A 21,511-nucleotide genomic window follows, 5' to 3' on the forward strand; every position below is an offset into this window, starting at 1 on the left:
ACAGCAGTGCTATGCAGCTGTCTCCAGTAGAGTATGAGAAACGCTATTTTCTGAGCTTGGAGAGTGTCTAGGAAACCAGGGGCGATTCATCATAAAGCCATCACGAAGTCAGCGGTGTCCGGTGCTTCACTCTGTCTGGGGAAAAAGCTATTTGCATTCACACCGTGAACGGACCGGGCGCCGTGAGCGGCGCATGTCTGCTTGAGAGCGGCGCGGTCGGTGGGAGCCGGCTTGCCGGCGATGGGCCGCAACGCGGCCCCGGGATCTAACAGACTGACGCCAGCCAAAGCGGCCAGCGCATTCCTACTCAACCCTCCGACCAACCATCAACCCATGATTCACATCCTGGGCCAGCGCCTTGGCCATGCCGCTGAGGTAGTGCACCGCTGTCAGCAACGTAGGCAGATGATCAGTCTCCACCATCGCCAGATCGCTGATCTTATGCACCGCACACATCAGCACGGTCGCCTGCTCCACGGCATGGTCCAGCGGATGCCCCGCCACCACGCGGAACAGCGGGTCTTGCACACCCACCTCCGCGCCTTCGCCGAAATGCCCGACGCCGGTGGTGGCGAGTTTCTTGATGTGCGGGATTTGCAATTCCTTATCCATACCATTCCTCCTGCGGCCCCGCGAACGGCGCGGGGCCTGATCGGTGAACATCAAGTGCGAGCTCAGGCTCGTCAGGTCAGTGCCGGGATTGCACACGGCTCAGCGCCACTTCCACCAGGGTGCGGGCGCTGTCGATTTCGTGCATGGCGGCGAGGGTCAGCACCTGGCCTGGGGGTTTGGCGTGGAGCAGGACGGTCTGCTGGCTGACGGTCAGGGCGCAGACGAGGTATTCGGAGATCTGGACCAGGAGGTCTTCGAGGGTGTGGGTGGTGTATTTGTCGTGTTGGGGTGGATCGGGGACGATCTTTAGCATGTTGTTTCTCCGTCTCGGTGGAGCCACCACACCCTGCTGTCAAACAGAGGGTGGCAGCTGTACGTGGGTTGACAGACCGAGGAGACGAAGGAAACCCGGCGCACACGAGGTGCCCCACGTACAGCCGCCATAACGGCTTGCTACGAGACTTCGTTCTACCTGCGGCCTGTCAAAGCCGGTCGCTGGGTTTGAAGCGACTTGCCGAGACTAGATGGCGGGTAGACGGGTGGCAACAGGCTGTAAGGGGCTAGGAGTATGTTTCGGAAATGGACTACAGAGAAGAGGGAAATTCCGATTCAGAGCGCATAAAAAGTGTTCTTTTGTCATCTACATAGGGCTGGTTGCGCCCCTGGATGTTCCCGGGCTGTACTACGGGTCAATCTTCTGCCTCGGGCGCCCGAAATGCTTTGCTGTAGTAGCCGGACGAGTCGAAACAGCAAACCTGCTTCTTACCGGTCGCCAGCATATCGCAGGCATCACCTATTCGCTTTTCACGCGTCTTGAGTTGCTTCGCTGAAGTAATCCAGTGGATCCAGTCCACCCGCGCGAGGGTCGTCGTACTGTTCCAAACCTTTTGAGCCTCAGGTGTGCTTGCCAGAGCTTCCTCGAAATCCGTTGGGATATCAGGCTCAGGCTCCTTCTTCACCGGGACTAGTTCGAGGGTAACGATATCGCCAACGACCACATCTGCCGCATCGAGCAAATCGCTACTGACCTTCAGCCAATGGCTCAGCTGACCATCGGGTTCCAGGGTTGCCCGGAAAGGATGCCCATTGATCGTGCCATCAACGGTCGTTCTTCCCCGCCTCGGAAGCCGTTCACTTGCGTCCCTTGGAAGAACTACAAACGCCCACGACCTGTCGTCACCGGGCTTTAACGGACGAAGAAGCTTGGCTTCGAATCGGGACCTCGCATCGTCTGTTGTCATTGCAAGTTCTCCCACCGAGCGCCTAGTTAACCATCACCTCGTCCAGCGCCTGCTCAAGGGTGCTGACCGTACGCTCGATATTGTGCAGCTTTTCCAGCCCGAACAGGCCGATGCGGAAGGTCTGAAAATCGGCCGGTTCGTCGCATTGCAACGGCACGCCGGCGGCAATCTGCAGGCCGTGGCTGACAAACTTCTTTCCACTCTTGATATCGGCATCATCGGTGTAGCTCACCACCACGCCAGGGGCCTGAAAGCCCACTGCGGCCACGCTCTTGATACCTTTGCGGGTCATCATTGCGCGCACCCGATCACCCAGGGCCTGTTGTTCATCGCAGACCTTGTCGAAACCGTAGGCTTGCGTCTCTTTCATCACTTCGTTGAACCGCGCGAGGGCATCGCTGGGCATGGTCGCATGGTAGGCGTGGCCGCCCTGCTCATAGGCCTGCATGATCTGAAGCCACTTCTTCAAGTCGCAAGCGAAGCTGGTGCTTTGCGTCGATTCGATGCGCTCCAGGGCCAAGGCGCTGAACATCACCAGGGCGCAGCAAGGTGAGGCGCTCCAGCCTTTCTGCGGTGCGCTGATCAACAGGTCGACCGCGCATTTGTGCATATCAACCCAGATCGCGCCTGAGGCGATGCAGTCCAGGACGAACAGGCCACCCACCGCATGCACGGCATCGCCCACGGCCCGCAGGTACTCATCGGGCAGGATGATCCCTGATGACGTTTCAACGTGGGGGGCGAAGACAATCTGCGGTTTCTGCGACTCGATGGCCGCCAACACTTCGTCCAGTGGGGCCGGGGCGTAGGCAGCCTGTCGCCCCATCTCAACCGGCCGGGCTTTCAGCACCGTTGTGGCCGCCGGGATGTTGCCCATTTCAAGGATCTGGCTCCAGCGATAACTGAACCAGCCGTTGCGTATCACCAGGCATTGCTGGCCGGTGGCAAACTGCCGTGCCACCGCTTCCATGCCGAATGTGCCACTGCCCGGAACCACCGCAACCGCCTGGGCGTTGTAGACCTGTTTCAAGGTGGTTGAAATGTTCTTCATCACACCTTGAAACGACTGGGACATGTGGTTGAGCGAGCGGTCCGTGTAGACCACCGAATACTCGACCAGCCCTTCGGGATCGATACCGGGATAGATCTTCGACATGGTGCGGTTCCTTTGGCAGAGAGGTCCATGGCATCGACCCTGCCCTAAGCCATTACAAATGACAAGATGCATCAGGCATACCGCATCGTCAGCCCGGCCCCTGCCTGACTCAAATCAGGGAAACGCATACTGGTTGAAGTCTCAACAGCTTCCCCTGCAGCCGAGTCCCGTACTGAACATCAGAGATGCCCACTTCCTTGCCTTGCAAGCAAAACTCCTTGTCTCACTCACCCTGCGGTCCCAGCGACGAAATCGGCGCAGCCAATATCAACCCAGTGGCCATCTACTGACGATCGGGTGCCGCTCACCCCGTCACCACCTCATACCTCACCCGATGCGCCTCCGTCGGCAGCGGCACCTCCCACTTGAACAGCATCCGCCGTATATCGTCATTGCGCAGCGATGTGTCCCGTCGCTGGTTACGCCGCATGATCTCGTCCTCCGGCCGCTCCAGGTAGACGATCTCCACCTGCGCCCCGTAGCCATACAGCAAGTCCAGGGTACGGCTGCGCATCTGCGCCGACAGGTGCGTCGAGTTCCACACAAAGGGCCTGCGCTCGCGCAACAGCGCCTTGGCCCGGTCGATGGCGTAGTGCGCGGCGGCGCCTTCGTTCTGGCCGTGGCGCAGGCCCAGTGCCTGGCGCGCGTCGTCGAACGACACCACCGGCAGGTCCGGGTGGTGTCGGGCGGTCCAGGTGTCCTTGCCGCTGGCCGGAAGACCCGAGAGCATCACCACCTGGGAACCCTGGGGTTCATGCAACGCATAGTCCGGATGCACACGGGCGCCACGCAGGTATTGAATGCGCGTGTAGTCGTCGGCAAACGCCCGTGGGCCGTACAGGCATCCCTCCTCCGCCGCCAGCTCGCGCCACAGTTCGATGGCGGTCAGCACATCGGCCTTGCCGGCATAGTGGCGGCCCTGCATGTCGGCCTCGGCCACCGCGCAGAGCATCCACACCGGCAGCTCCCAGGACAGCTTGTGCAGCAGGAACTCCGCGCTGCGCCCGCTGCGGTCACCCTGCAGGGCAAAGAACGGCAGTTGATGCACGGTGATGATCCGGCAGATCTGTTCGCGCAGCGCGAACGGCACGCCGGCGCGCCACAACAGCAGACGCGCATCCACCGCGCCTCGGCGCGAGTGGCCGGGTTGGCCGATGCGCCCGGTCTGCGGGTCGATCACCGTGGTGTCGGGCTTGGCGATGTCATGCAACAAGGCGGCGAAGAACAGCACGAAGCGCTGCTCGGCGCTGGCGTCGCGGTAGGCGCGCTGCGCCAGCAGCGCCTCGACCACCAGGCGGGTATGGACCCACACATCGCCCTCGGCGTGATAGGTCGGATCCTGCGGGGTGTCGGCCAGGCGTGCCAAGGCCGGAATGGCCGCCAGGCAAGCGGCGCTGTCCATGTCGTGCCCGGGGTCGGGCACCAGTTGTTGCAGTTGTCGAATATCCATTTCAGGAAGCTCCTTCAGTCGCCGCGGCGTACGCCGTGCCAGTCCAGGGACAGGCGCGGCGCGTAGAGATCGACGCCGGCGGCCAGTTGATTGGGTATGTACGGTTGGTTGGCATGGTGCTGGTCGGCGTCGAGGATGGCCTGGACGAAGTCCTGGCGCACCCACTTGAGCCGGCCCAGGGTCTGGCGCTCGTCTTCAAGCTTCAGGTACAGGCCCTCCATGCGGTTCGAGCGATCGCACTGGCGCCAGGCACGGGCCAGGTCGAGGCCTTCGCGGCGCACCACCTGCTCGAACACTTCGCGCCATTGCGCGGTCTTGGCCAGCGAGTCGCCGAGCAATGCCATCAGCTCGGCGTAACGGCGTGGTGCCGGGCCTTCGTACAGCACCGGCACCGACAGCACCGGGCCGTCGGCGAGCAGGCGGCGGCGCGCCGCGGTGGACAGGAACAGCCCCGTGGCGCGGTCCCACACGTCGAACTCGCAGAAAAAATGCGGCAGGTGGTCGTAGAACACCGAGTGCTTCTTGTGCAGCCACTCGCCATACAGCACGAAGCGGTCTTCAAGACGCTCCAGCAACCAGTGCTCGTGGGCGACGGCCCATTGCTTGAACAGGTTGAACTGGCGCTCGCGGCCACCGCCGGTGAGGTAGTGGCCACGCGACTGCAGGCGGAGTTCGCCACCGTTGCTAAAGCTGATGCCGGCGTTGGCGCCGTCGAGTTTCTCTTCCACCACCAGCCATTGGCCGGTCAACGTGCCATAGGCCACCTGGCCGGCATCGCTGTCGCCGTCCTGCAGGCGCGAGCCTTGCAGATGGGGTGTGCGGGGGTATTTGAGCAGTTTGAGGGAATGTGCGTCGGCACGAAAATCCATGTTCATGGGTTTCTCCTTGGAAATAGGGAAAAACCGACGACAGGATCAGGCAGGTACGAGGATGAAGCGCCGCCGCGCGCAGGCGCGGGCAACCATCAGGCACGATGGACCGTCGTCGGTATCAGGCGTGTTTGATGGCGCAGGGCACTGGCTTCACCACTTTGGGAAAAGGTTGCGGGGATTCGAGGGCGCGCATTCAACAGCAGGTGCCGTCAGCAAGTCAAGCCCTCAATGAAAGCAATGTGATAGCATCCGCGCGCCCCTGGAGGGGCAATCTTTTGAAATCCCGCAAGGAATAGGCTTCGTGAAAGACTTCGTCATCAGCGTCAACAACATCGTCCTCTACGTTTCCCTGGCCGTTATCTGGCTCTTCGCGCTCATCACGCTGTTCACCGGCGGGTTCCTGCCTGCCCTGGGTGTGTTCGTGGTCGGCAGCCTCGGCTGGTGCATCGTTTCCGGCTTCTGGTTCGTCCAGTCCGCCACCTACGAAGAGCTGCGCAAGCTCAACGCCAGCAAAGACTGACGCGTCCGGGCGGCGCGGCATCGGGTCTCGCGACCGCCCTACCCTTGCTCCTGCGCCGTGGCGCCGCGAAGCCATGGCAGCGTTGACCCATTCAGTCCGGCGCTGGTCCATTATTGATAAATATCAAGGCCACCCGGCGCGATAGCGTCACCCTGAGTCGTGAGTGCGAGACCAACGGTCCTGCTGGCTAAGCATGTAGACATGCACGAGACGAACCGCCCGTCCTAGAGTTCCTGCGATGCTCACCGTCACGCTGATCAACATGCTGGTCGTGATCCTGGTGGTGATCATCCACTACGAGTGCCTGCTGCGTCTGAATGACTGGCTACCGCGCCTCAAGCTCTGGAGCCGGTTTCGCATCGTGGCGGGCGTATTCGGCGCCCTGTTGGCCCATGCCCTGGAGGTCTGGTGCTTTGCCCTGGCCTACTACCTGATGGTCCATGCCAAAGGCTGGGGCACGCTCAACGGCAATTTCGATGGAAGTCTTCTGGACTGCGTGTACTTCTCCTTTACCACCTACACCACCATCGGCTTCGGTGATGTTGCCCCCAGCGGGCACCTCAAGTACCTCACGGGCCTGCAGGGATTGACCGGCCTGGTGCTGATTACCTGGACCGCTTCATTCCTGTTTCTGGAAATGCAGAAGTACTGGAAAGCCAAATAGCCGCTGGGGCCATTCGGCTAACCAGCCACGCCCCTGCACTCGCTACGTCTTCCTGCTGAAAGTGGCCGCCAGCCGCGCAGTTGACAACGATCAAGTCGGAGCGAGGCTGCGCACCGAAACTGTCTTCCCACTGTTCATTCCAGACGCATGAGGGCATCGCCATGACTCCCGTCAAACCTCCCCATCAACCTGCTGCCTCGGCGTTTCCTACGCCCGTTGGCGAGCACTGGATCGAAGCACTCGACAATGGTACCCATGTGCTTGTCAGGCCCTTGCAAGCCAAGGACCGGCAGCGTGAAAGGGCCTTCATCGAACGCCTGTCACCAGAATCACGGCACTACCGTTTTCTGTGCCAGATCAAGGAGCCTGGTGAGGCAATGCTCGACCAGTTGATGGCGGTCGATCAGGACCGCCAGGCCGCCTTCGTCGCGCTGGCGCATGTGGACGGCGAACTGCAGGAAGTGGGCATTTCCCGTTACGCCGCCTGTGCTGATCACGATGACTGCGAGTGCGCGGTCACCGTACTCGACAGCTGGCAACACCACGGTCTTGGCCGCTTGCTGCTCAAGCACCTGACTGATCAGGCACGGAGCAAAGGTTTCCGGCAAATGTATTCGATCGACTCAGCCGCCAACCAGGCGATGCGTGAGCTGGCCAAGGCCGCAGGATTCACCACGACAACCGACCCCGATGATCCGAGCCAGGTCATCCACCGGCTTGCACTGAGCTGACCTGAAGTCGCGCGCCATGACCCGTCGTGGCGCCGGCCTGGTTCAGGGCGTGCGTGCATGAGGCTCCTCGGGCAGCAGGTCGAACTGCTCGAGACAGCGCTGCTCATCATCGGGCGTGAGCGCTTTCAAACCGGTCACGCCCTGCAGGGGCGTTTCGAACAAGGCCATGCGCAATATCCCATTGCGTGTCATGAACCTTTGCGCCAGGCACGTGCAAACGGGTCTGCCGACCAGCGCGTTGAGCTTTTCATGTTCGGGTGTGTCGACTTGGGCCTGCAGATTGGCCTCGCAGTTCGCTGCGATCTGCGCCACCGAACGCCCCGCCAATCCTAAGGTGCCCGTGCCCAGCAAGGCCAGGCACACCAGCATCACCAGTAGGAGGTTCGATTCCCGGGCCACTGAGCGCAGGAACGCCAAGCGGTCCTGCCAGCCTGTCTCCTGGCCGTTGAAGATAGCCTTGCCGACCGTGCGCCTCACACCCCGCTGCACTGCCCAGCCTAGCGCCACGCTAAGGGCCAGTATGGCCAGCAGTACTGCCGGATCATGCATGATAAGGCGCCAGGTCGGGCTCAGTCCGCGGTAGACCGACGTGGCCAGCAGCAATACAACGATTGCCAGGATCCAGCCCAGGCTCCCCTTGGGACGTTGCATCCATGCCCTGAGCTTTGCCCTTGCTTGAATAGTCATGAGCACCTCCCGCGCCAGGCTAGCGCACAGGGTCGATGGCAACGGTTTCCTGATACTCAGGCACGCACACCTGCCAGCCGAGTTCGAGGCTTATCCGCCGCCGCAACGTGTCGGCAGCGTGGGGCTCGCCATGGATGACATAGGTCTGACGTGGCGGCCGGGTGAACCCGCGCAGCCATTCCATGATCTCATCGGCATCGGCGTGCGCAGACAGGTTCTCCATCGCATGCACCCGTGCACGAATCGGCACATCCTCGCCGTGCAGACGCACGCTGTGGGCACCGGCGACGATATCGGCGCCCCGCGTGCCCCCGGCCTGAAAACCCGAGAACAGGATACTGTTGCGTGGGTTGGGGGCCAGCGCCTTGAGGTGGTGCAGTACCCGCCCACCGGTCGCCATGCCACTGGCGGCGATGATCACCGCAGGCTCGCGCAGTTGGTCAAGGTGCCTGGACTCATCGACCGTGCGGACGATGTGCGTGCTCTTGCACAGGGCGGCGCACTCAGCCGCTGTCAGCCGATGTTCGCTGCAGTACCGTTGGTACAGGACAGTGGCATCGGTGGCCATCGGGCTGTTCAGGTACACCGGGATATCAGGAATCAACCGGTCGCGCTTGAGCGTGTAAAGGTAATGCATGAGCAACTGGGCACGGCCGACGGCGAACGAGGGCACAAGGATGATGCCATGGCGCAGGAGCGTTTCATTGATGACCTTGGCCAGGTACTGCTCGGTCGATTCCGCAGGGTGCTTGCGATCCCCATAGGTAGACTCGACCAACAGCACGTCCGCCGTTCTGACCAGCTCGGGCGCGCGCATGATCGGGTCCTGGGGGCGTCCCAGGTCACCCGAAAACAGCAAGGTCTGGCCTTCGGCGCTGATCTGGACCGTGGCCGCTCCCAGAATGTGTCCGGCGGTACGCAACAGCAGTTCCATGCCCTCGGCGATCGGCGTCGGGTGGTGCAGTTCCACGGGGCGAAACAGTGCCAGGGCCCGTTTGGCATCCTGCTCGGTATAGAGCGGTCGTGCCGGTGAGTGCCTGGAGTAACCGTGGCGGTTGGCATGCTCAGCCTGTTCTTCCTGCAACCGGGCGCTGTCGAGCAAGAGGATTTGCGCCAGGGCGCACGTCGCCGGCGTGGCGTAGATCGGCCCGCTATAGCCTTCCCGGACCAGTACCGGTAGATAGCCGCTATGGTCGAGGTGGGCGTGGGTCAGCACCACCGCCTCCAGCGCCCTCAGTGCCGGCGCCGGTGGCGCCCAGTTGCGCAGGCGCAATTGCTTGAAACCCTGGAAGAGTCCGCAGTCGACCAAGATCCGCGTGCTACCACGGGTCAGCAGGAACTTGCTGCCAGTCACCGTCCCGGTGCCGCCAAGAAAGGTCAGTTGCATGGCCAGGGCTCCCAGGTTTCGGCGACTTGGGGATGAACCGCGAGCACGCTGCACGGTGGACGGCTGACCAGACGTTCGGTGGTGTCGCCCAGTAATTTATCCAGCCCTTTGGGCTGTACCACGCCCATCACCAGGGCATCGATGTCCAGTGCCACGACCTGTTCACGGATCACTTGTACCGGACGGCCCTCAATGAAGTGCCTGCGCTGCGGCGCAACGCCTTCGGCGTCGGCCAGCGCTTCGAAGGGTGCCTGCAGTGCATCGCGCATCTCTTCGATCCAAACCTGGGTGACGTTCATGTCCGAGGCGAATACCCCAGCCAGGCTGTAAGCCGAAAGCAGATGCAACTGCGCGTCACATTGCAATGCCAAAGCCTGGGCAGCACGGATCAGTCCACGGTTGAAGCGGGCCTGGATGTCTGGCGTCTCGCTGAACGCCGTATCCACGGCGATCAGGATACGCCGCGGCACTGCGATGGCAGCCGCCGGCACGAATTGACTGGCACCCTTGAAACCACGCATCAGCGCACAATCCAACGGGATACCGAACAGCCGCCCCCAGGCCGATACAGCTTCGCTGTCCTTGATGACCATGTCCGGCCGCAGCTCACTGATGTAATCGATCGCCTGGCTAAGGACATCCTCTGCATTCAGGCTGTCGACCGTCAGCGCTATTGCGCTGCCGTGATACCGCTCGATCAAGCCTTTCAACTGCACGCGGTAGTGCTCGTATTGGCGCGTGATATCGGCCACATTCAGCCGCTCTTCGCGCAGCAGGTGCTGCTGGTTCGGCGTGAACAAGCCCAACACATGCACGCTGGCACCGCTGAGCTGGGCCAAGGCAAGCCCCCTGCGCAAAGCAGCGGAATGTGGATCGACTTCGGTGAGCAGCACCAGCAGATGTCGATACTGACCCATGGTGAACCTCCGCGCTCGTGGGCATGATGCCTTCAATGTTCCGCGCGAAGGGTCGGTGTTGCTTGATACAGATCAGAAAGCCGCTACCCAGCCTGAACTTGATGATTGTCAGAACCACGCTGGCCCGCCACGTTAAAACGGCTGCAACAGCTACTGATCACGTCATCAGGAGGCACCATGAACGGGCAGCAGGCCGCACAGCCGCAAACAGCTGAACACTGGGTCGAAAAACTCGAGGATGGCTCGGCGGTGCTGATCCGCCCACTACGCGAGGAGGACCACGAAAGGGACAGGCGCTTTCTCAGCACAATTGCTTATGACTCCCGGCGCTTTCGTTTCATTGCCGGACTGAGCGGCTGCTTGCCTGGTGTAAACACGCACTGCATGCCAGTCGATCATCCCCCGTGCATGGCCTATGTCGCCTTGGTGCATGCAAACGGTAAATTGCAACAGATTGGCATCAGCCGTTACGCCGGCATTGCTGGTAGCCAGTATTGCGAATGTGCGGTGGCGGTCAGCGAAGACTGGCAGCGCAAGGGGTTGGGCAGGCGCCTGATGCGACACCTGATCGCGGCAGCACGCCGCGAGGGATTTGAGCGCATGGTATCCAGGGATATGGCGAGCAACTATGCCATGCACCGGCTGGCCAAGGCTCTGGGCTTTACATCATGCTATCCGGGTGGAGATGTGCGCGAGATCCTGCACCAACTGGATTTGCGGCCTTGAGCAGGCGAGGCCCTTGCGGGCCTCGTGCTTCAGCATTGGGAGCGCTCGGGCGAAATTACCAGCACACTGCTGGACAACCGATGCAGAACCCGCTCGGCAGTGCTACCGATGAACCCGCCGACGCCATGATGGTGATAACTGCCCATCACCAGCACATCGATTTCATTGTTATCCATGAACAGCGCCAGGGCCTTTGCCGGGTCACCTATGCGCATGTGGCGGTGTTCGACGGCGATCCCGTTACGTTCAGCAAGCGCCTGGAACGCAACGCTCTGGGCTTCGTGGAGGGTCTGGGCGAGGTTCGAGTCGAACAGGAACGAGTGCTCACGACTACCGTCGACGCCCAGGTACAGGGTGCCCAGGTCGTAGGCGTACAGCAATTCGACCTGGGCACTGCATTGCAAGGCCAGTTTCAACGCTTCACTGATGATCTGATCGTTGAAGCCTTCATATTGTTCTTCCGGCCTGGACAGGTCCACCGCGGCCAGAATCCTGCGTGGCAATGCCTGGCTGGCGTTGTGTACCAGGTGCAAAGGGATTCGCGTTTCGCGTAGCAGCTGAATATCCAGCGAGGTGAACATGGCGCGCATCCACCAGGGCTCATGTTCGAGCGCCTTGATCAGCATGGCGAATGGCTGTTCACGCAAATGCACCAGGATCTCGTCCAAAGGATGCTGCACCCACACCACTTCGGTGGTGACGATGACGCCGTTGCGCCGCATCGACAGTGCCTGGCTTTCCAGCCATTCACGGTGTTGGCGCACGTAGCCCTCACGCATCACCGCCAGCGCCTGGTCGTTCACCAGGCCTGCCGTGGCAAGTCCTTCCAGATAGTCGAATGCCACGATGTGCAGTGCCATCCCCTTGGCCTTGGCCAGGGCCGCTGCACGGTCGTAGACCGGGGTTCGGCGCATCAGGGGCGATGCGATCAGCAGGAGTCTTTGCGGCGTTTGCATGGCTCACCTCCGGGATTGCGCTAGGAAGCAAGAGCATCTACTTCCCACGTCTTGCACGTTTGATGTTTGTCAACTGGAGGCGCCTGCAGACCAACGGCATTACCCAAGACGCGGGACATTGACACGGATCAATGCGGCGAGCGTTCGCTGGCGCACTTTATTCCCATATTCCAGACACATTCAGGTATCCGCAGATACTGCGCTGCGGGTCACGCACCGCTTCCGGCTCGCTGACACTGAGGTTGCCTGCGAAGTGTTCGCTCAACAGCGCGACGGTGTGATCCACGCCCCGCTGCCAGCATGGACGCTTTCATTACCTATCCATGCTTTGGAGGCGCTGATGAACATCCATGTCGAAAAAAGCTCCGAGCCGGAACGCTGGTGGGTGCATATGGATGACTGGCGGGTGGGGTTCAGTACGGCTGCCGAAGCCGAGCAATTTGTCGAGCGGCTCACAGGCCGCCTCGAGGCTCCCCATTCGCTTGACCTGCTGGTTGATTGTTCACCTCGCGGCACCCGCGGCATGCATACTGACGCAGGGGCCCAAGGCGATCAGCGACGAGCGAAGGAGGCCTGAAAATGTACGGCCAATTGAAGGTCAGGTCGCTCGACTCGCCCAACGTTTCGTGTACGACCAATCCCATCCACCTGAAACCCTCGGCGTCCCTGTGCAGGGATTGCCGGGTCAGCGGTCTGTGCCTTCCCACCGGTTTGCCTGTTCACGACAACAGCTGCCTGGGCGCATTGATAGGCCCGCGAATGCGCATGCAAAGGGGCGCCGCGCTGTTCAATGCCAATGACCCGCTGACCCTGCTCTATGCCGTGCGCTGTGGCAGTTTCAAGACCCGCATGAACACCGCCGAGGGCCAGGGTGTGGTGATCAACTTCTGGATGCCGGGTGACGTGCTTGGGCTCGATGCCATTGCCACTGAGCGCCATGTCTGTGACGCGATTGCATTGGAAGACAGCGAAGTCTGCCCGATCCCCTATCACCGCTTGCAAGCCCTGGCGCGCGACTTTCCTTTCCTGCAACAAAGCCTGAATCGCTTGATGAGCCGGGAGATCGTGCGCGAACACAAACGCGTGCTGATGCTGTGCAATCTCACTGCGGAACAACGGCTGGCGGGCTTCCTGGTGGAGTTGTCCGGGCGCTTCGCCTGTCGCGGTTACTCTGCCCATGGCTTCATGCTGCGGATGTCCCGGGAAGACATGGCCTCGTACCTGGGTTTACGCTTGGAAACCGTGTGCCGATCCGTCGCCCGCCTGCGCGCACTGGGTATCGTCGAAATCCATGGCAGGCTGGTGCAGATTCTCAATATGGCCGCACTGATCACGCTGCAACAAGGCGACGGTGAATGGGAGGCCAAGGCCATTATGAAGGCACCATGCTCGATACCGTGAATGTGGGCCACGGTGCCGTGGCATTGGGTATTGGCATGCTGGTGGGCCTTGAGCGCGAACGCAGGAAAGGACGTAACGAACGCCAAGCTGCCGCTGGCTTGCGGACCTTCGCTATCACCGCGTTGCTAGGCTACCTCAGCATGGTACTGGCAGGGGCGGTGCTGGTAGCGGTCGCGAGTCTCGCACTGGTGTTGATGCTCTGTGCGCATTACCGAAAGCATGTCGACAACGATCCTGACATTACCAGTGAAATTGCGCTGCTGCTGGTACTGACACTGGGCGCACTGAGCCTGAATGAACCTGAGCTTGCCGCCGCTGCGGGTGTGGTACTGACCGTGCTGTTGGCGCTGCGACACGAATTGCATCATTTCGTGCTGCAGCAACTGAGCGAAGAAGAGCTGCGCAATGGCTTGATGCTGTCAACGGTGGCATTGGTGGTGCTGCCGTTGACTCCGGACCAGTTTCTAGGCCCCTACAACGTACTCAACCCGCGTACGATCTGTAATCTGGTGGTCTTGCTGATGGCTGTCGGCGCTTTGGGACACATAGCCATGCGCCTGATGGGGCCTCGGTACGGATTGCCCTTGAGCTCAATCGCATCGGGTTTTGCCTCGAGCACTGCCACCATTGCCTTGCTCGCACACCGCGCTCGTCAGCAAGGCTCTGCTGCCAGGTCATTCGCCGGATCTGCCATATTGTCCAATCTCGCCAGCATCACCCAGTTTTCCCTGGTGTTGGGCATCATTGATCGTCGCTTGCTCGAGCCTTTATGGCCTTCGATCTGGCTCGGTGCGCTGGCCACGCTTGTGTATGGGGTACTTCTGCTGGCGCCCTGGCGTTCGACTCATGGCGGGTCGGCGGCGCAGCCGGGGGCTGGTGCGTTCAGTCTCTGGACCGCTATGGCCGTCACCGCTGCCATAACCGGTATCTCATTGTTCTCGGCGTTTCTTCTTCAGCACCTGGGACACTACGGCGCGAACGTCGCGGCGTTCGTCAGCGGGTTGGCCGACGTCCATGCGGCCACTGCCTCGATCGCCTCGCTGGTCATCGCCGGCAGGCTCGGTATTGATGACCTGGTGATATCAGGATTACTTGCATTGACCGCAAACGCGCTGACCAAATGTGCTCTGGCTCTGAGTAACGGCGGTTTCAGTTTTGCTCGATACCTCATTCCCGGCCAGTTGGTCATTCTTGGGGCGGTATGGCTGGGATTACTCTTGTAGATGTTCAGGGGCTATGCGTGTTCAGGTTCAGGGCGCGGGCTCCGGCAGCCGGCGGAAGAACAGCCACAGCTCCCCAGCACCAGGCAGGCGACCAGCAACAGCGCCCTGTACAGGTTCATGATCCTCCTCGGGGCTTGCCGGCCTGGCCGAGCAGCTGCAGGCGCAACTGGGCATCCCGAGCCCGCGGGTCCAGCCAGATGGCGAAGAACGCCCGGGCAAAGGCCGGGTCGGCAAGGGTGCGGGTGGGCAGGTCATCGACATAGAAGCGGCCGCCCTGCCCCGGCTGGTACAAGCCGGTGATGCGCATGCCGGGGCGCACATCCACGAATGCCTCCTGCAGTACCTTGGCCCAGGCTTCGAGCTGTTGCGGCGTCACGCGACCGGCGCCGAGGCGACGCATCTCTTCAAGGCTGGCTTGCACCAGCGTGTCCCGGGACAATGAGCGGTGGTAGGTCAGTTCCAGGGCGAACGGCTGGTTCCAATCATGGCGCGGTCCCTCGGTCCACAGGCGTGCGCTGTACAGCCGCAGGCCGAACCAGGTGAAGTCGCCACTGCCCAATTGCTGGGCCGCCGGCAGCGCTGCACGCCAGTCCGCAATAGCCGCTGGCATCGACGTCAGCAGCAGGCAGAGACAGGCCAAGCGCGCAAGGAATGCCATGACGATTCTGCAAGAAGACTTAACTTATACAAGAATAGTTTTTTGTACATATAAAGCAAATCTTGTATAGATTTAAGCTCACCTGCAGCTTACAGGTAGATTGCCCAATGAGCTTGATCCCCCATCACAATATACCCGCCAACGTGCTGGTCTGCGGCGCCAGCCAAGGCATCGGTCTTGCCCTGTGCTCGCAACTGTTGGCACGTGATGACGTCGGGCTGCTGCTCGCTGTTTCGCGACAGGCAAGCAGCAGCCCTGAGCTGGATGTGCTGGCCCAGACGCATGGCCGCCGTTTGCTTCGCCTCGACTGCGACGCTCGTGATGAACAAGCGCTGCAAGCACTGGCAGATCAGGTCCGTGGCTACTGCGATCAGCTGAACCTGGTCATCAGCACCCTCGGAGTGCTGCAAGCGCCGCCGGCGCGGGCCGAGAAGTCGCTGGCGCAACTGGGTCTGGCGGGGTTGCAGGCCAGTTTCGCCACCAACTGCTTCGCTCCAGTCCTGCTGCTCAAGCACCTGTTGCCGTTGCTACGCCGGCAGCCCGTTACCTTTGCCGCCTTATCAGCAAGGGTCGGGTCGATCAGTGACAACCACCTGGGCGGCTGGTACAGCTATCGCGCCAGCAAAGCCGCACTGAACCAGCTGTTGCGCACGGCAAGCATCGAGCTCAAGCGCCTCAACCCTGCTTCGACAGTCCTGGCCCTGCACCCTGGGACCACTGGTACCCTGCTTTCACGCCCGTTCCAGGGCAATGTGCCGCGCGACAAGCTGTTCGCGCCCGCGTTTGCCGCCAGTTGCATCCTCGAACGCGTTGGCCGACACGGACCGTCAGACACAGGTACGTTCTGGGCTTGGGATGGCAGCCCCGTTCCCTGGTGATCCGCAGGTGCTCCTCAGGGATGAGGCGCGACGGCGGTGGACACCGGGTCAAGGAAAATCAGTTGCAGCGGCTCGGCCAACAGCGGGTCGGCCTGCTCGGCAAAGCGCTGGAAATGCTCGGTGGCCAGGTGTGTGTCCAGGGCCTGCTGGTGGTCGAACGCCTCGCGCATGTAGAACGTCCCGGGCTCATCGCTGCGTTCGAACAGCATGTAGTCGCGGTTGCCGGGTTCCGCCCGGGTCGGCTCGATCAAGGCCAGCAAGGCCGCTTTCAAGGACGCTGCCAGGCCTGGCTTGGCCTTGAGGATGGCAAGGGAAACGAGGGGATGGTCTTGTGGGTTCACATCAAGCTCCTGGTCAATCGCAAGGGGCCGGATCGACCGGCCCGCCGTTGTCTCTCGGATGGGCTCAGAAGCCTTCCAGAACGATCTTGCCGCGCGACTTGCCACTCTCGACCCGCGCATGGGCACGGCGCATGTTGGCGGCATTGATCGCACCGAAATGCTCGCCCAGAGTGGTGCGCAGGATGCCCTGGTCGATCAGCCCGGCCACCCGCTCGAGCAGCTCGTGCTGGCGCACCATGTCGTCGGTCTGGTACAGCGAGCGGGTGAACATCAACTCCCAGTGCAGCGACAGCGACTTGCGCTTGAGCGGCATGACATCCAGGGTCTGCGGGTCGTCGATCACCCCCAGGCGACCTTGTGGCCGCAGCACCTCGACCAGTTGCGCGAAGTGTTGCTCGGTATGGGTAAGGCTGGCGACATGGCTGACCGACTCGATCCCCAGGGCCTGCAGTTGCCCGTGCAACGGCGCGCTGTGGTCGATGACATGATGAGCGCCCAGTTCGCGCACCCAGTCAGCGGTCTCGGCACGGGAAGCCGTGCCAATGACCGTCAGGCGGGTCAGTTGCCGGGCCAGTTGCACCAGCATCGAGCCGACACCGCCGGCGGCGCCGACGATCAGCAGGGCATCGCCCTCCCCGCCGCCTTCGACCAAGCCTAAACGGTCGAACAGCAGTTCCCAGGCGGTGATGGCCGTCAGCGGCAGCGCTGCCGCCTGCGCCGCGCCCAGGCTGCGCGGTTGGTGCCCGACGATACGTTCGTCGACCAGGTGGTATTCGCTGTAGCTGCCGGGCCTGGCGATGGAGCCGGCGTAGTACACCTGGTCGCCTGGCTTGAACAGGGTCACCTGAGGGCCAACTTCACGGACGATGCCGGCCGCGTCCCAGCCAAGTATTTTTGGCTCGGACGTGAAAGTGCCGGCGCGCACCTTGGTGTCGACGGGGTTGACCGACACGGCCTTGACCTCCACCAGGATGTCCCTGGGCCCTGGATTCGGCCTGGGCATGTCGATGTCCTGAAGGGACGCAGGGTCTTCGATGGGCAGGCCGTTCTGGGTGTAACCGATCGCTTTCATAGGCACTCGCTGCTGGATATGGTTTGATTCGTGAATCCAGTCTGGCGTGTTCGGTACTTTGGAAAAACGGGCTGAGCCCGTGAACACTTTCATTGCAGGAGTGAAAATGATCCGTCTCGACGACCTCGGCATCTTTGTGCGCAGCGCCGCGTTGGGCAGCTTTACCGCGGCCGCCCATGAAGCCGAGCTGCTGCCCGGCCAGGCGGCCGAGGCGGTCAAGCGCCTGGAGCGTGAGCTGGACGTACGGCTGTTTGCCCGCACCACGCGCAGCCTGCGCCTGACGGCCGAAGGCGAGCAGTACCTACCCTCGGCCGTGGCCGCCTTGGAAGCCCTCCGGCAAGGGCGGGACAACCTGCAGCGGGAAAGCGCCCAGTTGAGCGGTATTCTGCAGGTGGCCGCGCCGTCCGACCTGGGGCGCAACGTGCTGTTGCCCTGGCTCACGGCGTTTCGCCGCGAACACCCGCAGTTGAACCTGCGCCTGTTTCTCTCCGACCAGATCGCCGATCTGTTCCGCGACCCGGTGGATATCGCCATCCGCTACGGCCTTAACGCCGACGCCAACTACATTGCCCTGCCACTGGCGCCGTGGAACCGCAAGGTGCTGGTGGCTTCGCCCGAGTACCTGGCGCGACAAGGCACGCTGCACACTCCCGAGGAGTTGCGCGAGCACCAGTGCCTGCTGTACATGCAGCAGGGTCGGGTCTACGACAAGTGGCAACTAGGGACGCAGACCGTGCAGGTGCGTGGCGCCCTGTTCTGCGACGATGCCGATATCGCCCGGCGCTGGGCCGTGGCGGGCGAAGGGATCACCTACAAGTCCTGGCTGGATGTGAGTGACGACGTATTGGCGGGACGGCTCGTCGTGCTGTTGCAGGATCACCCCGGGCCGACCATGCCGCTGAGCCTGGTGTGCCCGCACCGCAAGCAGTTGTCGCCTGCGGTGAAACAGTTGCACGCCTGGCTGTCGAGCCGCCTCGCCGCGCTGGAACGCTACTGATCAGACGGCGGCAGCACACCCTGGATCGCCGATACCACCTGCTGCGTCGCCGCTTCGAGGGTGCCTTCATTACGGCACAAGACCCAGCCGTGATCGGCAACCGCTCGCTCGAAAGCTTGCGTGCACACCACATGCTCATGCAGTTCATGCATCACGGTACTGCTTAGCCCACGCGAGCGCGCCGCTGCCCTGCTCCACGAGATTTCGGGGTCGGTGACAACACCCACGTGCAGGTCCGGCACACGCACGCCGTGTTCGATGTTCAGCCGCAAGATCTCGGCAAACGGCACCAGCCGGCGAAATGCGGCTTCGGACGGGTACCAGCGATCGATCAGGATGATGCTGTCCTTGGGCTGCCTGGCCAGCACATGTTGGGTAATCCAGGCCCGGCTCAGCGCAAGGCGCTCACAGACCTTCATCTCCAGATCCCGGCAAGGGTCCCTGACGAACTGGTTGACCAGGGCCATGGTTTCGCCCCGATAAGGATCGCTTTTCTTCTCGCTGATGCGGATCACCTTCCTGTTGTCCGCCCTCAGCGCCTGGGTGACGGATTCCAGCAGCGTGGTCTTGCCGGTGCCCTTGGGCCCGTCGAGGGAAATGAACAGCGAATGATTCATGCGTCACACAACGGTTGGATTTCCTTCATCGACAGGCATTGGCTTACATCAGGCAGTAGAACTCGCTGACCTCTGCGACGATCTCCCGGGCGGCATTGTACAGCCTTGCCTCAGGTGTCAGGGCCATGGAGCGGGCTTCGAGCAGATAACGCTGGCCGGCCTGGAAGTGGGCGTAGTCGAGGGTCAGATAGCATTGGCGGACGGTGGTGCCGCCCATCATGCTCAACCCGCCTCCGCCACTCGTTTCGTAGTCGAACCTGACGACCAGTTGATGACTGCCGGGAGTGACCTGGAAGAAGCGGCCCTCCTCCAGGCGCTGCTTGTCCAGGCGTTCGGCCAGCAGCACGCGGTCGTTGGGGAATGGCAGCGAAAGGTCGACCCAGGCCATCTCGGGGTTGGCGGCTGGCATGGGGGCCTGGCAGCCCGGGATGGCGGTGATCAGCAACAGCAGTAGCAGCCGGCGCATGATGGGTAATCCTTTGGGGAATGGTCAAAGAATAGCGCTGGGGGGGGGCAGGCTGTTAATCGTCTGGTTCGAGGCCTGGGATGACGACTGATGTGAAGGAAGGAATAAAACTCAGGCCCGCCGGGATGAACCCGGACAGGCCTGAGGAAGGGAAAACTGTCGAATGCTACGCGCTACAGACTCTCGTCAAGAAACTTCACCACAGTCCCCATGCACGCCACCCGCTCTTCCACATGAGGCATGTGGCTCGAGTTTTCGAACAGCGCCCAACGGATTCCGGGGATCAGGTCGAGGTACGGTTTGACCACCAGCGGCGTCGCCTCGTCATAGCGCCCGGAAATCAGCAGGCTTGGCACGTTGATCTGCGGCAGGCGGTCGACGATGGTCCAGTCCTTGGTGCTGCCGATGATATGGAACTCGTTTGGACCGGTCATGGCGTGGTACACGGTCGGGTCGGCATCCACCTGGGCGAAGGTGCGCGCCACCTCTTCAGGCCAGGGTTTGAGCCGGCACACATGACGGTCGTAGAACACCCGGGTGGCGGCGATGTAGTCGGCGGCGGTGTAGTCGCCGACGGCCTCGTGGCGCAGCAGGGTGTCCTGGACGTCCTTGGGCAGCTCTTCGCGCAGGCGGTTGGCCTCGCGCACCCAGGTGCGCATGTCCGCCGGCGAGTTGGCGATCACCAGGCAACGCAGGCCCCGCGGCTGGCGCACCGCGTGCTCGCTGGCCAGCATGCCGCCCCAGGACTGCCCCAGCAGCGCGTAGCGCTCGGTGATGCCCAGGTGCTCCAGCAGGTTGTCGAGCTCCTCGAGGAACAGCTTGACCGTCCAGAACGACGCCGGCATGTGTGGCAGGTGGGTCGAGCGGCCATTGCCCAGTTGGTCGTAGTGAATGACCGGGTAGCCACCAGCCGCGACGTCCTTGTAGGCGTCGACATAATCAAAGGTGCAACCTGGGCCGCCGTGCAGGATAACCAGCGGGGTGCGGCCGCAATCCAAGTCACCGGTGACGCGGTACCAGGTCTGGTAGTCGCCGAAAGGGGCAAAACCTTCACGCGATTGGGTGAGTTCCATGTCATCCGGCTCCGTGCGAATCATGGTGCACACAATAACCCTACGCGTGGCGCGGCATAACTAGAGAGTTCTCTAGGTTTTCGACCTTTTTTGTGTCTTCACTGATCAAGCAGGCGGTAATGCACCGCCCGGGCGACCGCCTGGACACGGTTTTTCGCCCCCAGTTTGTGCATGGCCGAGGTCAGGTGCAGGGAAATCGTCGCCAGCGAGCGGTTAAGCTTCTCGGCGATCTCCCCCGCCGTCAGGCCTTCGGCGGCCCAGCGCAGGCATTCGACCTCGCGGCGGGTCAGGCGGATGACGCGGGTGGCGGACTCCTTGGCCAGCAAGGGATAGGCCGCCTCCTGCAAGGCATGGGCGATCAGGCTGAAATCGCCCAGGTGCTCCCGGGCGTCGTCCAGGTCGCGTTGGCTGGCCTGGGGGCGCAGGCCGGTCAGGGTCGCCAGCCCGCCCCGTGGCAGGTGGATGGGCACGGTCACGCCGCAAGTCAGCTGTGCGTCGTGCAGGTAACCGACCACCGGAGCGTGGCGCTGGTCGATGTGGCGCTGCAGAACGGTCTCGCCCTTGGGCAGGTACGACCAGACGAAGGGGGCGATGGAGGACACCGCCACCTGCTGCACCGGGTCGATCTGGTAAAAGCCCTCGGAACACCATAGGTCCTGCCAGTCCTTCGGGGTCTGGCGCAGCCGGACCACGCTCGGGGTGATCAGCTCGCCGACATGATCCAGCGGCACCGGGCTGTAGTCGTACACCAGGGCATCGAAGCCCAGTTCCGCCGCCAGTTCGGCGACGCTGTCCATCTGCTCATCGAGGCTATCGTCCGACGCCAGACGCGCATTGAGTTCAGCCACCTTGGCCTGCATACCTGA

26 protein-coding genes are annotated in these 21,511 nt (G+C 62.1%); 9 read left to right on the forward strand and 17 right to left on the reverse strand.

What is annotated here, in order from left to right; translation table 11 throughout:
* Positions 1–303 precede the first annotated feature (303 nt).
* The 6 genes from CC207_RS02755 to CC207_RS02780 all read right to left on the reverse strand — a co-directional run bounded on the left by CC207_RS02755 (position 304) and on the right by CC207_RS02780 (position 5,334).
* Positions 304–612, reverse strand: a complete 309-nt coding sequence (locus CC207_RS02755; protein WP_158216130.1) for a DUF3077 domain-containing protein — start codon at positions 610–612, stop codon at positions 304–306.
* Between the two features lie 76 nt (positions 613–688).
* Positions 689–925, reverse strand: coding sequence for a hypothetical protein (locus CC207_RS02760; RefSeq protein WP_069017822.1), 237 nt, complete (start codon positions 923–925; stop codon positions 689–691).
* 376 nt (positions 926–1,301) lie between these two features.
* Positions 1,302–1,853, reverse strand: a complete 552-nt coding sequence (locus CC207_RS02765) for a YdeI/OmpD-associated family protein (RefSeq protein WP_088851534.1) — start codon at positions 1,851–1,853, stop codon at positions 1,302–1,304.
* A gap of 22 nt (positions 1,854–1,875) precedes the next feature.
* Positions 1,876–3,009, reverse strand: coding sequence for an aminotransferase class V-fold PLP-dependent enzyme (locus CC207_RS02770; RefSeq protein WP_088851535.1), 1,134 nt, complete (start codon positions 3,007–3,009; stop codon positions 1,876–1,878).
* A gap of 304 nt (positions 3,010–3,313) precedes the next feature.
* Positions 3,314–4,459 (reverse strand): AAA family ATPase, encoded by a 1,146-nt coding sequence (locus CC207_RS02775; RefSeq protein ID WP_088851536.1) that lies wholly within the window; start codon positions 4,457–4,459, stop codon positions 3,314–3,316.
* A 14-nt stretch (positions 4,460–4,473) separates the two neighbouring features.
* Positions 4,474–5,334, reverse strand: a complete 861-nt coding sequence (locus CC207_RS02780) for an RNA ligase family protein (RefSeq protein ID WP_088851537.1) — start codon at positions 5,332–5,334, stop codon at positions 4,474–4,476.
* A gap of 298 nt (positions 5,335–5,632) precedes the next feature.
* Here CC207_RS02780 and CC207_RS02785 point away from each other — a divergent pair, with 298 nt between their 5' ends.
* The 3 genes from CC207_RS02785 (at position 5,633) to CC207_RS02795 (ending at position 7,246) form a co-directional block, all read left to right on the forward strand.
* Positions 5,633–5,851, forward strand: coding sequence for a hypothetical protein (locus CC207_RS02785; RefSeq protein WP_023630431.1), 219 nt, complete (start codon positions 5,633–5,635; stop codon positions 5,849–5,851).
* Positions 5,852–6,089: 238 nt separating this feature from the next.
* A complete protein-coding gene (locus tag CC207_RS02790; RefSeq protein ID WP_028688838.1) occupies positions 6,090–6,515 on the forward strand; it encodes a potassium channel family protein in 426 nt (141 codons plus the stop codon).
* Positions 6,516–6,676: 161 nt separating this feature from the next.
* Positions 6,677–7,246 carry a GNAT family N-acetyltransferase gene (locus tag CC207_RS02795; protein WP_088851538.1) on the forward strand — a complete coding sequence of 190 codons (570 nt, stop codon included), beginning with the start codon at positions 6,677–6,679 and terminating at the stop codon, positions 7,244–7,246.
* Positions 7,247–7,288: 42 nt separating this feature from the next.
* Here the strand turns inward: CC207_RS02795 and CC207_RS02800 are convergent, their stop codons facing one another.
* The 3 genes from CC207_RS02800 to CC207_RS02810 are packed head-to-tail and all read right to left on the reverse strand — an operon-like array spanning position 7,289 to position 10,237.
* Positions 7,289–7,933: a hypothetical protein gene (locus CC207_RS02800; protein WP_256581980.1), complete on the reverse strand. Its 645-nt coding sequence runs from the start codon at positions 7,931–7,933 to the stop codon at positions 7,289–7,291.
* Between the two features lie 19 nt (positions 7,934–7,952).
* Complete coding sequence (locus CC207_RS02805) at positions 7,953–9,320, reverse strand: MBL fold metallo-hydrolase RNA specificity domain-containing protein (protein WP_088851539.1); 1,368 nt, start codon at positions 9,318–9,320, stop codon at positions 7,953–7,955.
* Positions 9,311–10,237, reverse strand: coding sequence for a universal stress protein (locus CC207_RS02810; protein WP_088851540.1), 927 nt, complete (start codon positions 10,235–10,237; stop codon positions 9,311–9,313). Before CC207_RS02810 ends, CC207_RS02805 begins: the two co-directional genes overlap by 10 nt.
* A gap of 177 nt (positions 10,238–10,414) precedes the next feature.
* Between CC207_RS02810 and CC207_RS02815 the strand changes: the two genes are divergently transcribed.
* On the forward strand, positions 10,415–10,963 hold the full coding sequence (locus CC207_RS02815; protein WP_062362315.1) for a GNAT family N-acetyltransferase: 549 nt from the start codon (positions 10,415–10,417) through the stop codon (positions 10,961–10,963).
* Between the two features lie 29 nt (positions 10,964–10,992).
* On the opposite strand, the gene CC207_RS02820 is transcribed toward CC207_RS02815, so the two are convergent.
* Positions 10,993–11,919 (reverse strand): universal stress protein, encoded by a 927-nt coding sequence (locus CC207_RS02820; RefSeq protein WP_088851541.1) that lies wholly within the window; start codon positions 11,917–11,919, stop codon positions 10,993–10,995.
* A gap of 118 nt (positions 11,920–12,037) precedes the next feature.
* On the opposite strand from CC207_RS02820, the gene CC207_RS27365 reads away from it, so the two are divergent.
* Genes CC207_RS27365 through CC207_RS02835 form a run of 3 tightly spaced genes read left to right on the forward strand, consistent with a single transcriptional unit; the run spans position 12,038 to position 14,543 of the window.
* Complete coding sequence (locus CC207_RS27365; RefSeq protein ID WP_256581982.1) at positions 12,038–12,496, forward strand: hypothetical protein; 459 nt, start codon at positions 12,038–12,040, stop codon at positions 12,494–12,496.
* A gap of 2 nt (positions 12,497–12,498) precedes the next feature.
* Positions 12,499–13,320, forward strand: a complete 822-nt coding sequence (locus tag CC207_RS02830) for a helix-turn-helix domain-containing protein (protein ID WP_088851543.1) — start codon at positions 12,499–12,501, stop codon at positions 13,318–13,320.
* Positions 13,305–14,543 carry a DUF4010 domain-containing protein gene (locus CC207_RS02835; protein ID WP_028688829.1) on the forward strand — a complete coding sequence of 413 codons (1,239 nt, stop codon included), beginning with the start codon at positions 13,305–13,307 and terminating at the stop codon, positions 14,541–14,543. Before CC207_RS02830 ends, CC207_RS02835 begins: the two co-directional genes overlap by 16 nt.
* Before the next feature lie 115 nt (positions 14,544–14,658).
* On the opposite strand, the gene CC207_RS02840 is transcribed toward CC207_RS02835, so the two are convergent.
* A complete protein-coding gene (locus CC207_RS02840; RefSeq protein ID WP_069016888.1) occupies positions 14,659–15,201 on the reverse strand; it encodes a chalcone isomerase family protein in 543 nt (180 codons plus the stop codon).
* Positions 15,202–15,308: 107 nt separating this feature from the next.
* On the opposite strand from CC207_RS02840, the gene CC207_RS02845 reads away from it, so the two are divergent.
* A complete protein-coding gene (locus CC207_RS02845) occupies positions 15,309–16,079 on the forward strand; it encodes an SDR family NAD(P)-dependent oxidoreductase (RefSeq protein WP_088851544.1) in 771 nt (256 codons plus the stop codon).
* Between the two features lie 14 nt (positions 16,080–16,093).
* Here CC207_RS02845 and CC207_RS02850 read toward each other — a convergent pair whose 3' ends face one another.
* Together CC207_RS02850 and CC207_RS02855 are read right to left on the reverse strand one after the other, a co-directional pair.
* On the reverse strand, positions 16,094–16,420 hold the full coding sequence (locus CC207_RS02850; RefSeq protein WP_028688826.1) for a putative quinol monooxygenase: 327 nt from the start codon (positions 16,418–16,420) through the stop codon (positions 16,094–16,096).
* Between the two features lie 64 nt (positions 16,421–16,484).
* Positions 16,485–17,492 carry a zinc-binding alcohol dehydrogenase family protein gene (locus CC207_RS02855; RefSeq protein WP_062362312.1) on the reverse strand — a complete coding sequence of 336 codons (1,008 nt, stop codon included), beginning with the start codon at positions 17,490–17,492 and terminating at the stop codon, positions 16,485–16,487.
* 106 nt (positions 17,493–17,598) lie between these two features.
* Between CC207_RS02855 and CC207_RS02860 the strand changes: the two genes are divergently transcribed.
* Positions 17,599–18,489 carry a LysR family transcriptional regulator gene (locus CC207_RS02860; RefSeq protein WP_088851545.1) on the forward strand — a complete coding sequence of 297 codons (891 nt, stop codon included), beginning with the start codon at positions 17,599–17,601 and terminating at the stop codon, positions 18,487–18,489.
* On the opposite strand, the gene CC207_RS02865 is transcribed toward CC207_RS02860, so the two are convergent.
* The 4 genes from CC207_RS02865 to CC207_RS02880 form a co-directional block, all read right to left on the reverse strand.
* Entirely contained in the window at positions 18,483–19,106 is a 624-nt protein-coding gene (locus CC207_RS02865) for a dTMP kinase (protein WP_088851546.1), read from the reverse strand. The two genes, CC207_RS02860 and CC207_RS02865, sit on opposite strands and share 7 nt — an antisense overlap.
* A gap of 43 nt (positions 19,107–19,149) precedes the next feature.
* Complete coding sequence (locus CC207_RS02870; protein ID WP_088851547.1) at positions 19,150–19,572, reverse strand: hypothetical protein; 423 nt, start codon at positions 19,570–19,572, stop codon at positions 19,150–19,152.
* A gap of 173 nt (positions 19,573–19,745) precedes the next feature.
* Complete coding sequence (locus CC207_RS02875) at positions 19,746–20,645, reverse strand: proline iminopeptidase-family hydrolase (RefSeq protein ID WP_028688821.1); 900 nt, start codon at positions 20,643–20,645, stop codon at positions 19,746–19,748.
* Between the two features lie 98 nt (positions 20,646–20,743).
* On the reverse strand, positions 20,744–21,505 hold the full coding sequence (locus CC207_RS02880) for a LuxR family transcriptional regulator (protein WP_062362299.1): 762 nt from the start codon (positions 21,503–21,505) through the stop codon (positions 20,744–20,746).
* Between the last annotated feature and the right edge of the window lie 6 nt (positions 21,506–21,511).

Source organism: Pseudomonas sp. DrBHI1, from assembly GCF_002205115.1.
In the GTDB taxonomy this organism is placed as follows: domain Bacteria; phylum Pseudomonadota; class Gammaproteobacteria; order Pseudomonadales; family Pseudomonadaceae; genus Aquipseudomonas; species Aquipseudomonas mosselii.

Coding starts and splice junctions, on each gene's coding strand:
- CC207_RS02865 (WP_088851546.1), bottom strand. CDS start 19,106: ATGAATCATTCGCTGTTCATTTCCCTCGACGGGCCCAAGGGCACCGGC.
- CC207_RS02815 (WP_062362315.1), top strand. CDS start 10,415: ATGAACGGGCAGCAGGCCGCACAGCCGCAAACAGCTGAACACTGGGTC.
- CC207_RS02795 (WP_088851538.1), top strand. CDS start 6,677: ATGACTCCCGTCAAACCTCCCCATCAACCTGCTGCCTCGGCGTTTCCT.
- CC207_RS02860 (WP_088851545.1), top strand. CDS start 17,599: ATGATCCGTCTCGACGACCTCGGCATCTTTGTGCGCAGCGCCGCGTTG.
- CC207_RS02845 (WP_088851544.1), top strand. CDS start 15,309: ATGAGCTTGATCCCCCATCACAATATACCCGCCAACGTGCTGGTCTGC.
- CC207_RS02870 (WP_088851547.1), bottom strand. CDS start 19,572: ATGCGCCGGCTGCTACTGCTGTTGCTGATCACCGCCATCCCGGGCTGC.
- CC207_RS02835 (WP_028688829.1), top strand. CDS start 13,305: ATGCTCGATACCGTGAATGTGGGCCACGGTGCCGTGGCATTGGGTATT.
- CC207_RS02800 (WP_256581980.1), bottom strand. CDS start 7,933: ATGACTATTCAAGCAAGGGCAAAGCTCAGGGCATGGATGCAACGTCCC.
- CC207_RS02755 (WP_158216130.1), bottom strand. CDS start 612: ATGGATAAGGAATTGCAAATCCCGCACATCAAGAAACTCGCCACCACC.
- CC207_RS02855 (WP_062362312.1), bottom strand. CDS start 17,492: ATGAAAGCGATCGGTTACACCCAGAACGGCCTGCCCATCGAAGACCCT.
- CC207_RS02775 (WP_088851536.1), bottom strand. CDS start 4,459: ATGGATATTCGACAACTGCAACAACTGGTGCCCGACCCCGGGCACGAC.
- CC207_RS02790 (WP_028688838.1), top strand. CDS start 6,090: ATGCTCACCGTCACGCTGATCAACATGCTGGTCGTGATCCTGGTGGTG.
- CC207_RS02810 (WP_088851540.1), bottom strand. CDS start 10,237: ATGGGTCAGTATCGACATCTGCTGGTGCTGCTCACCGAAGTCGATCCA.
- CC207_RS02875 (WP_028688821.1), bottom strand. CDS start 20,645: ATGGAACTCACCCAATCGCGTGAAGGTTTTGCCCCTTTCGGCGACTAC.
- CC207_RS02880 (WP_062362299.1), bottom strand. CDS start 21,505: ATGCAGGCCAAGGTGGCTGAACTCAATGCGCGTCTGGCGTCGGACGAT.
- CC207_RS02820 (WP_088851541.1), bottom strand. CDS start 11,919: ATGCAAACGCCGCAAAGACTCCTGCTGATCGCATCGCCCCTGATGCGC.
- CC207_RS02760 (WP_069017822.1), bottom strand. CDS start 925: ATGCTAAAGATCGTCCCCGATCCACCCCAACACGACAAATACACCACC.
- CC207_RS02840 (WP_069016888.1), bottom strand. CDS start 15,201: ATGGCATTCCTTGCGCGCTTGGCCTGTCTCTGCCTGCTGCTGACGTCG.
- CC207_RS02770 (WP_088851535.1), bottom strand. CDS start 3,009: ATGTCGAAGATCTATCCCGGTATCGATCCCGAAGGGCTGGTCGAGTAT.
- CC207_RS02805 (WP_088851539.1), bottom strand. CDS start 9,320: ATGCAACTGACCTTTCTTGGCGGCACCGGGACGGTGACTGGCAGCAAG.
- CC207_RS02780 (WP_088851537.1), bottom strand. CDS start 5,334: ATGAACATGGATTTTCGTGCCGACGCACATTCCCTCAAACTGCTCAAA.
- CC207_RS02830 (WP_088851543.1), top strand. CDS start 12,499: ATGTACGGCCAATTGAAGGTCAGGTCGCTCGACTCGCCCAACGTTTCG.
- CC207_RS02765 (WP_088851534.1), bottom strand. CDS start 1,853: ATGACAACAGACGATGCGAGGTCCCGATTCGAAGCCAAGCTTCTTCGT.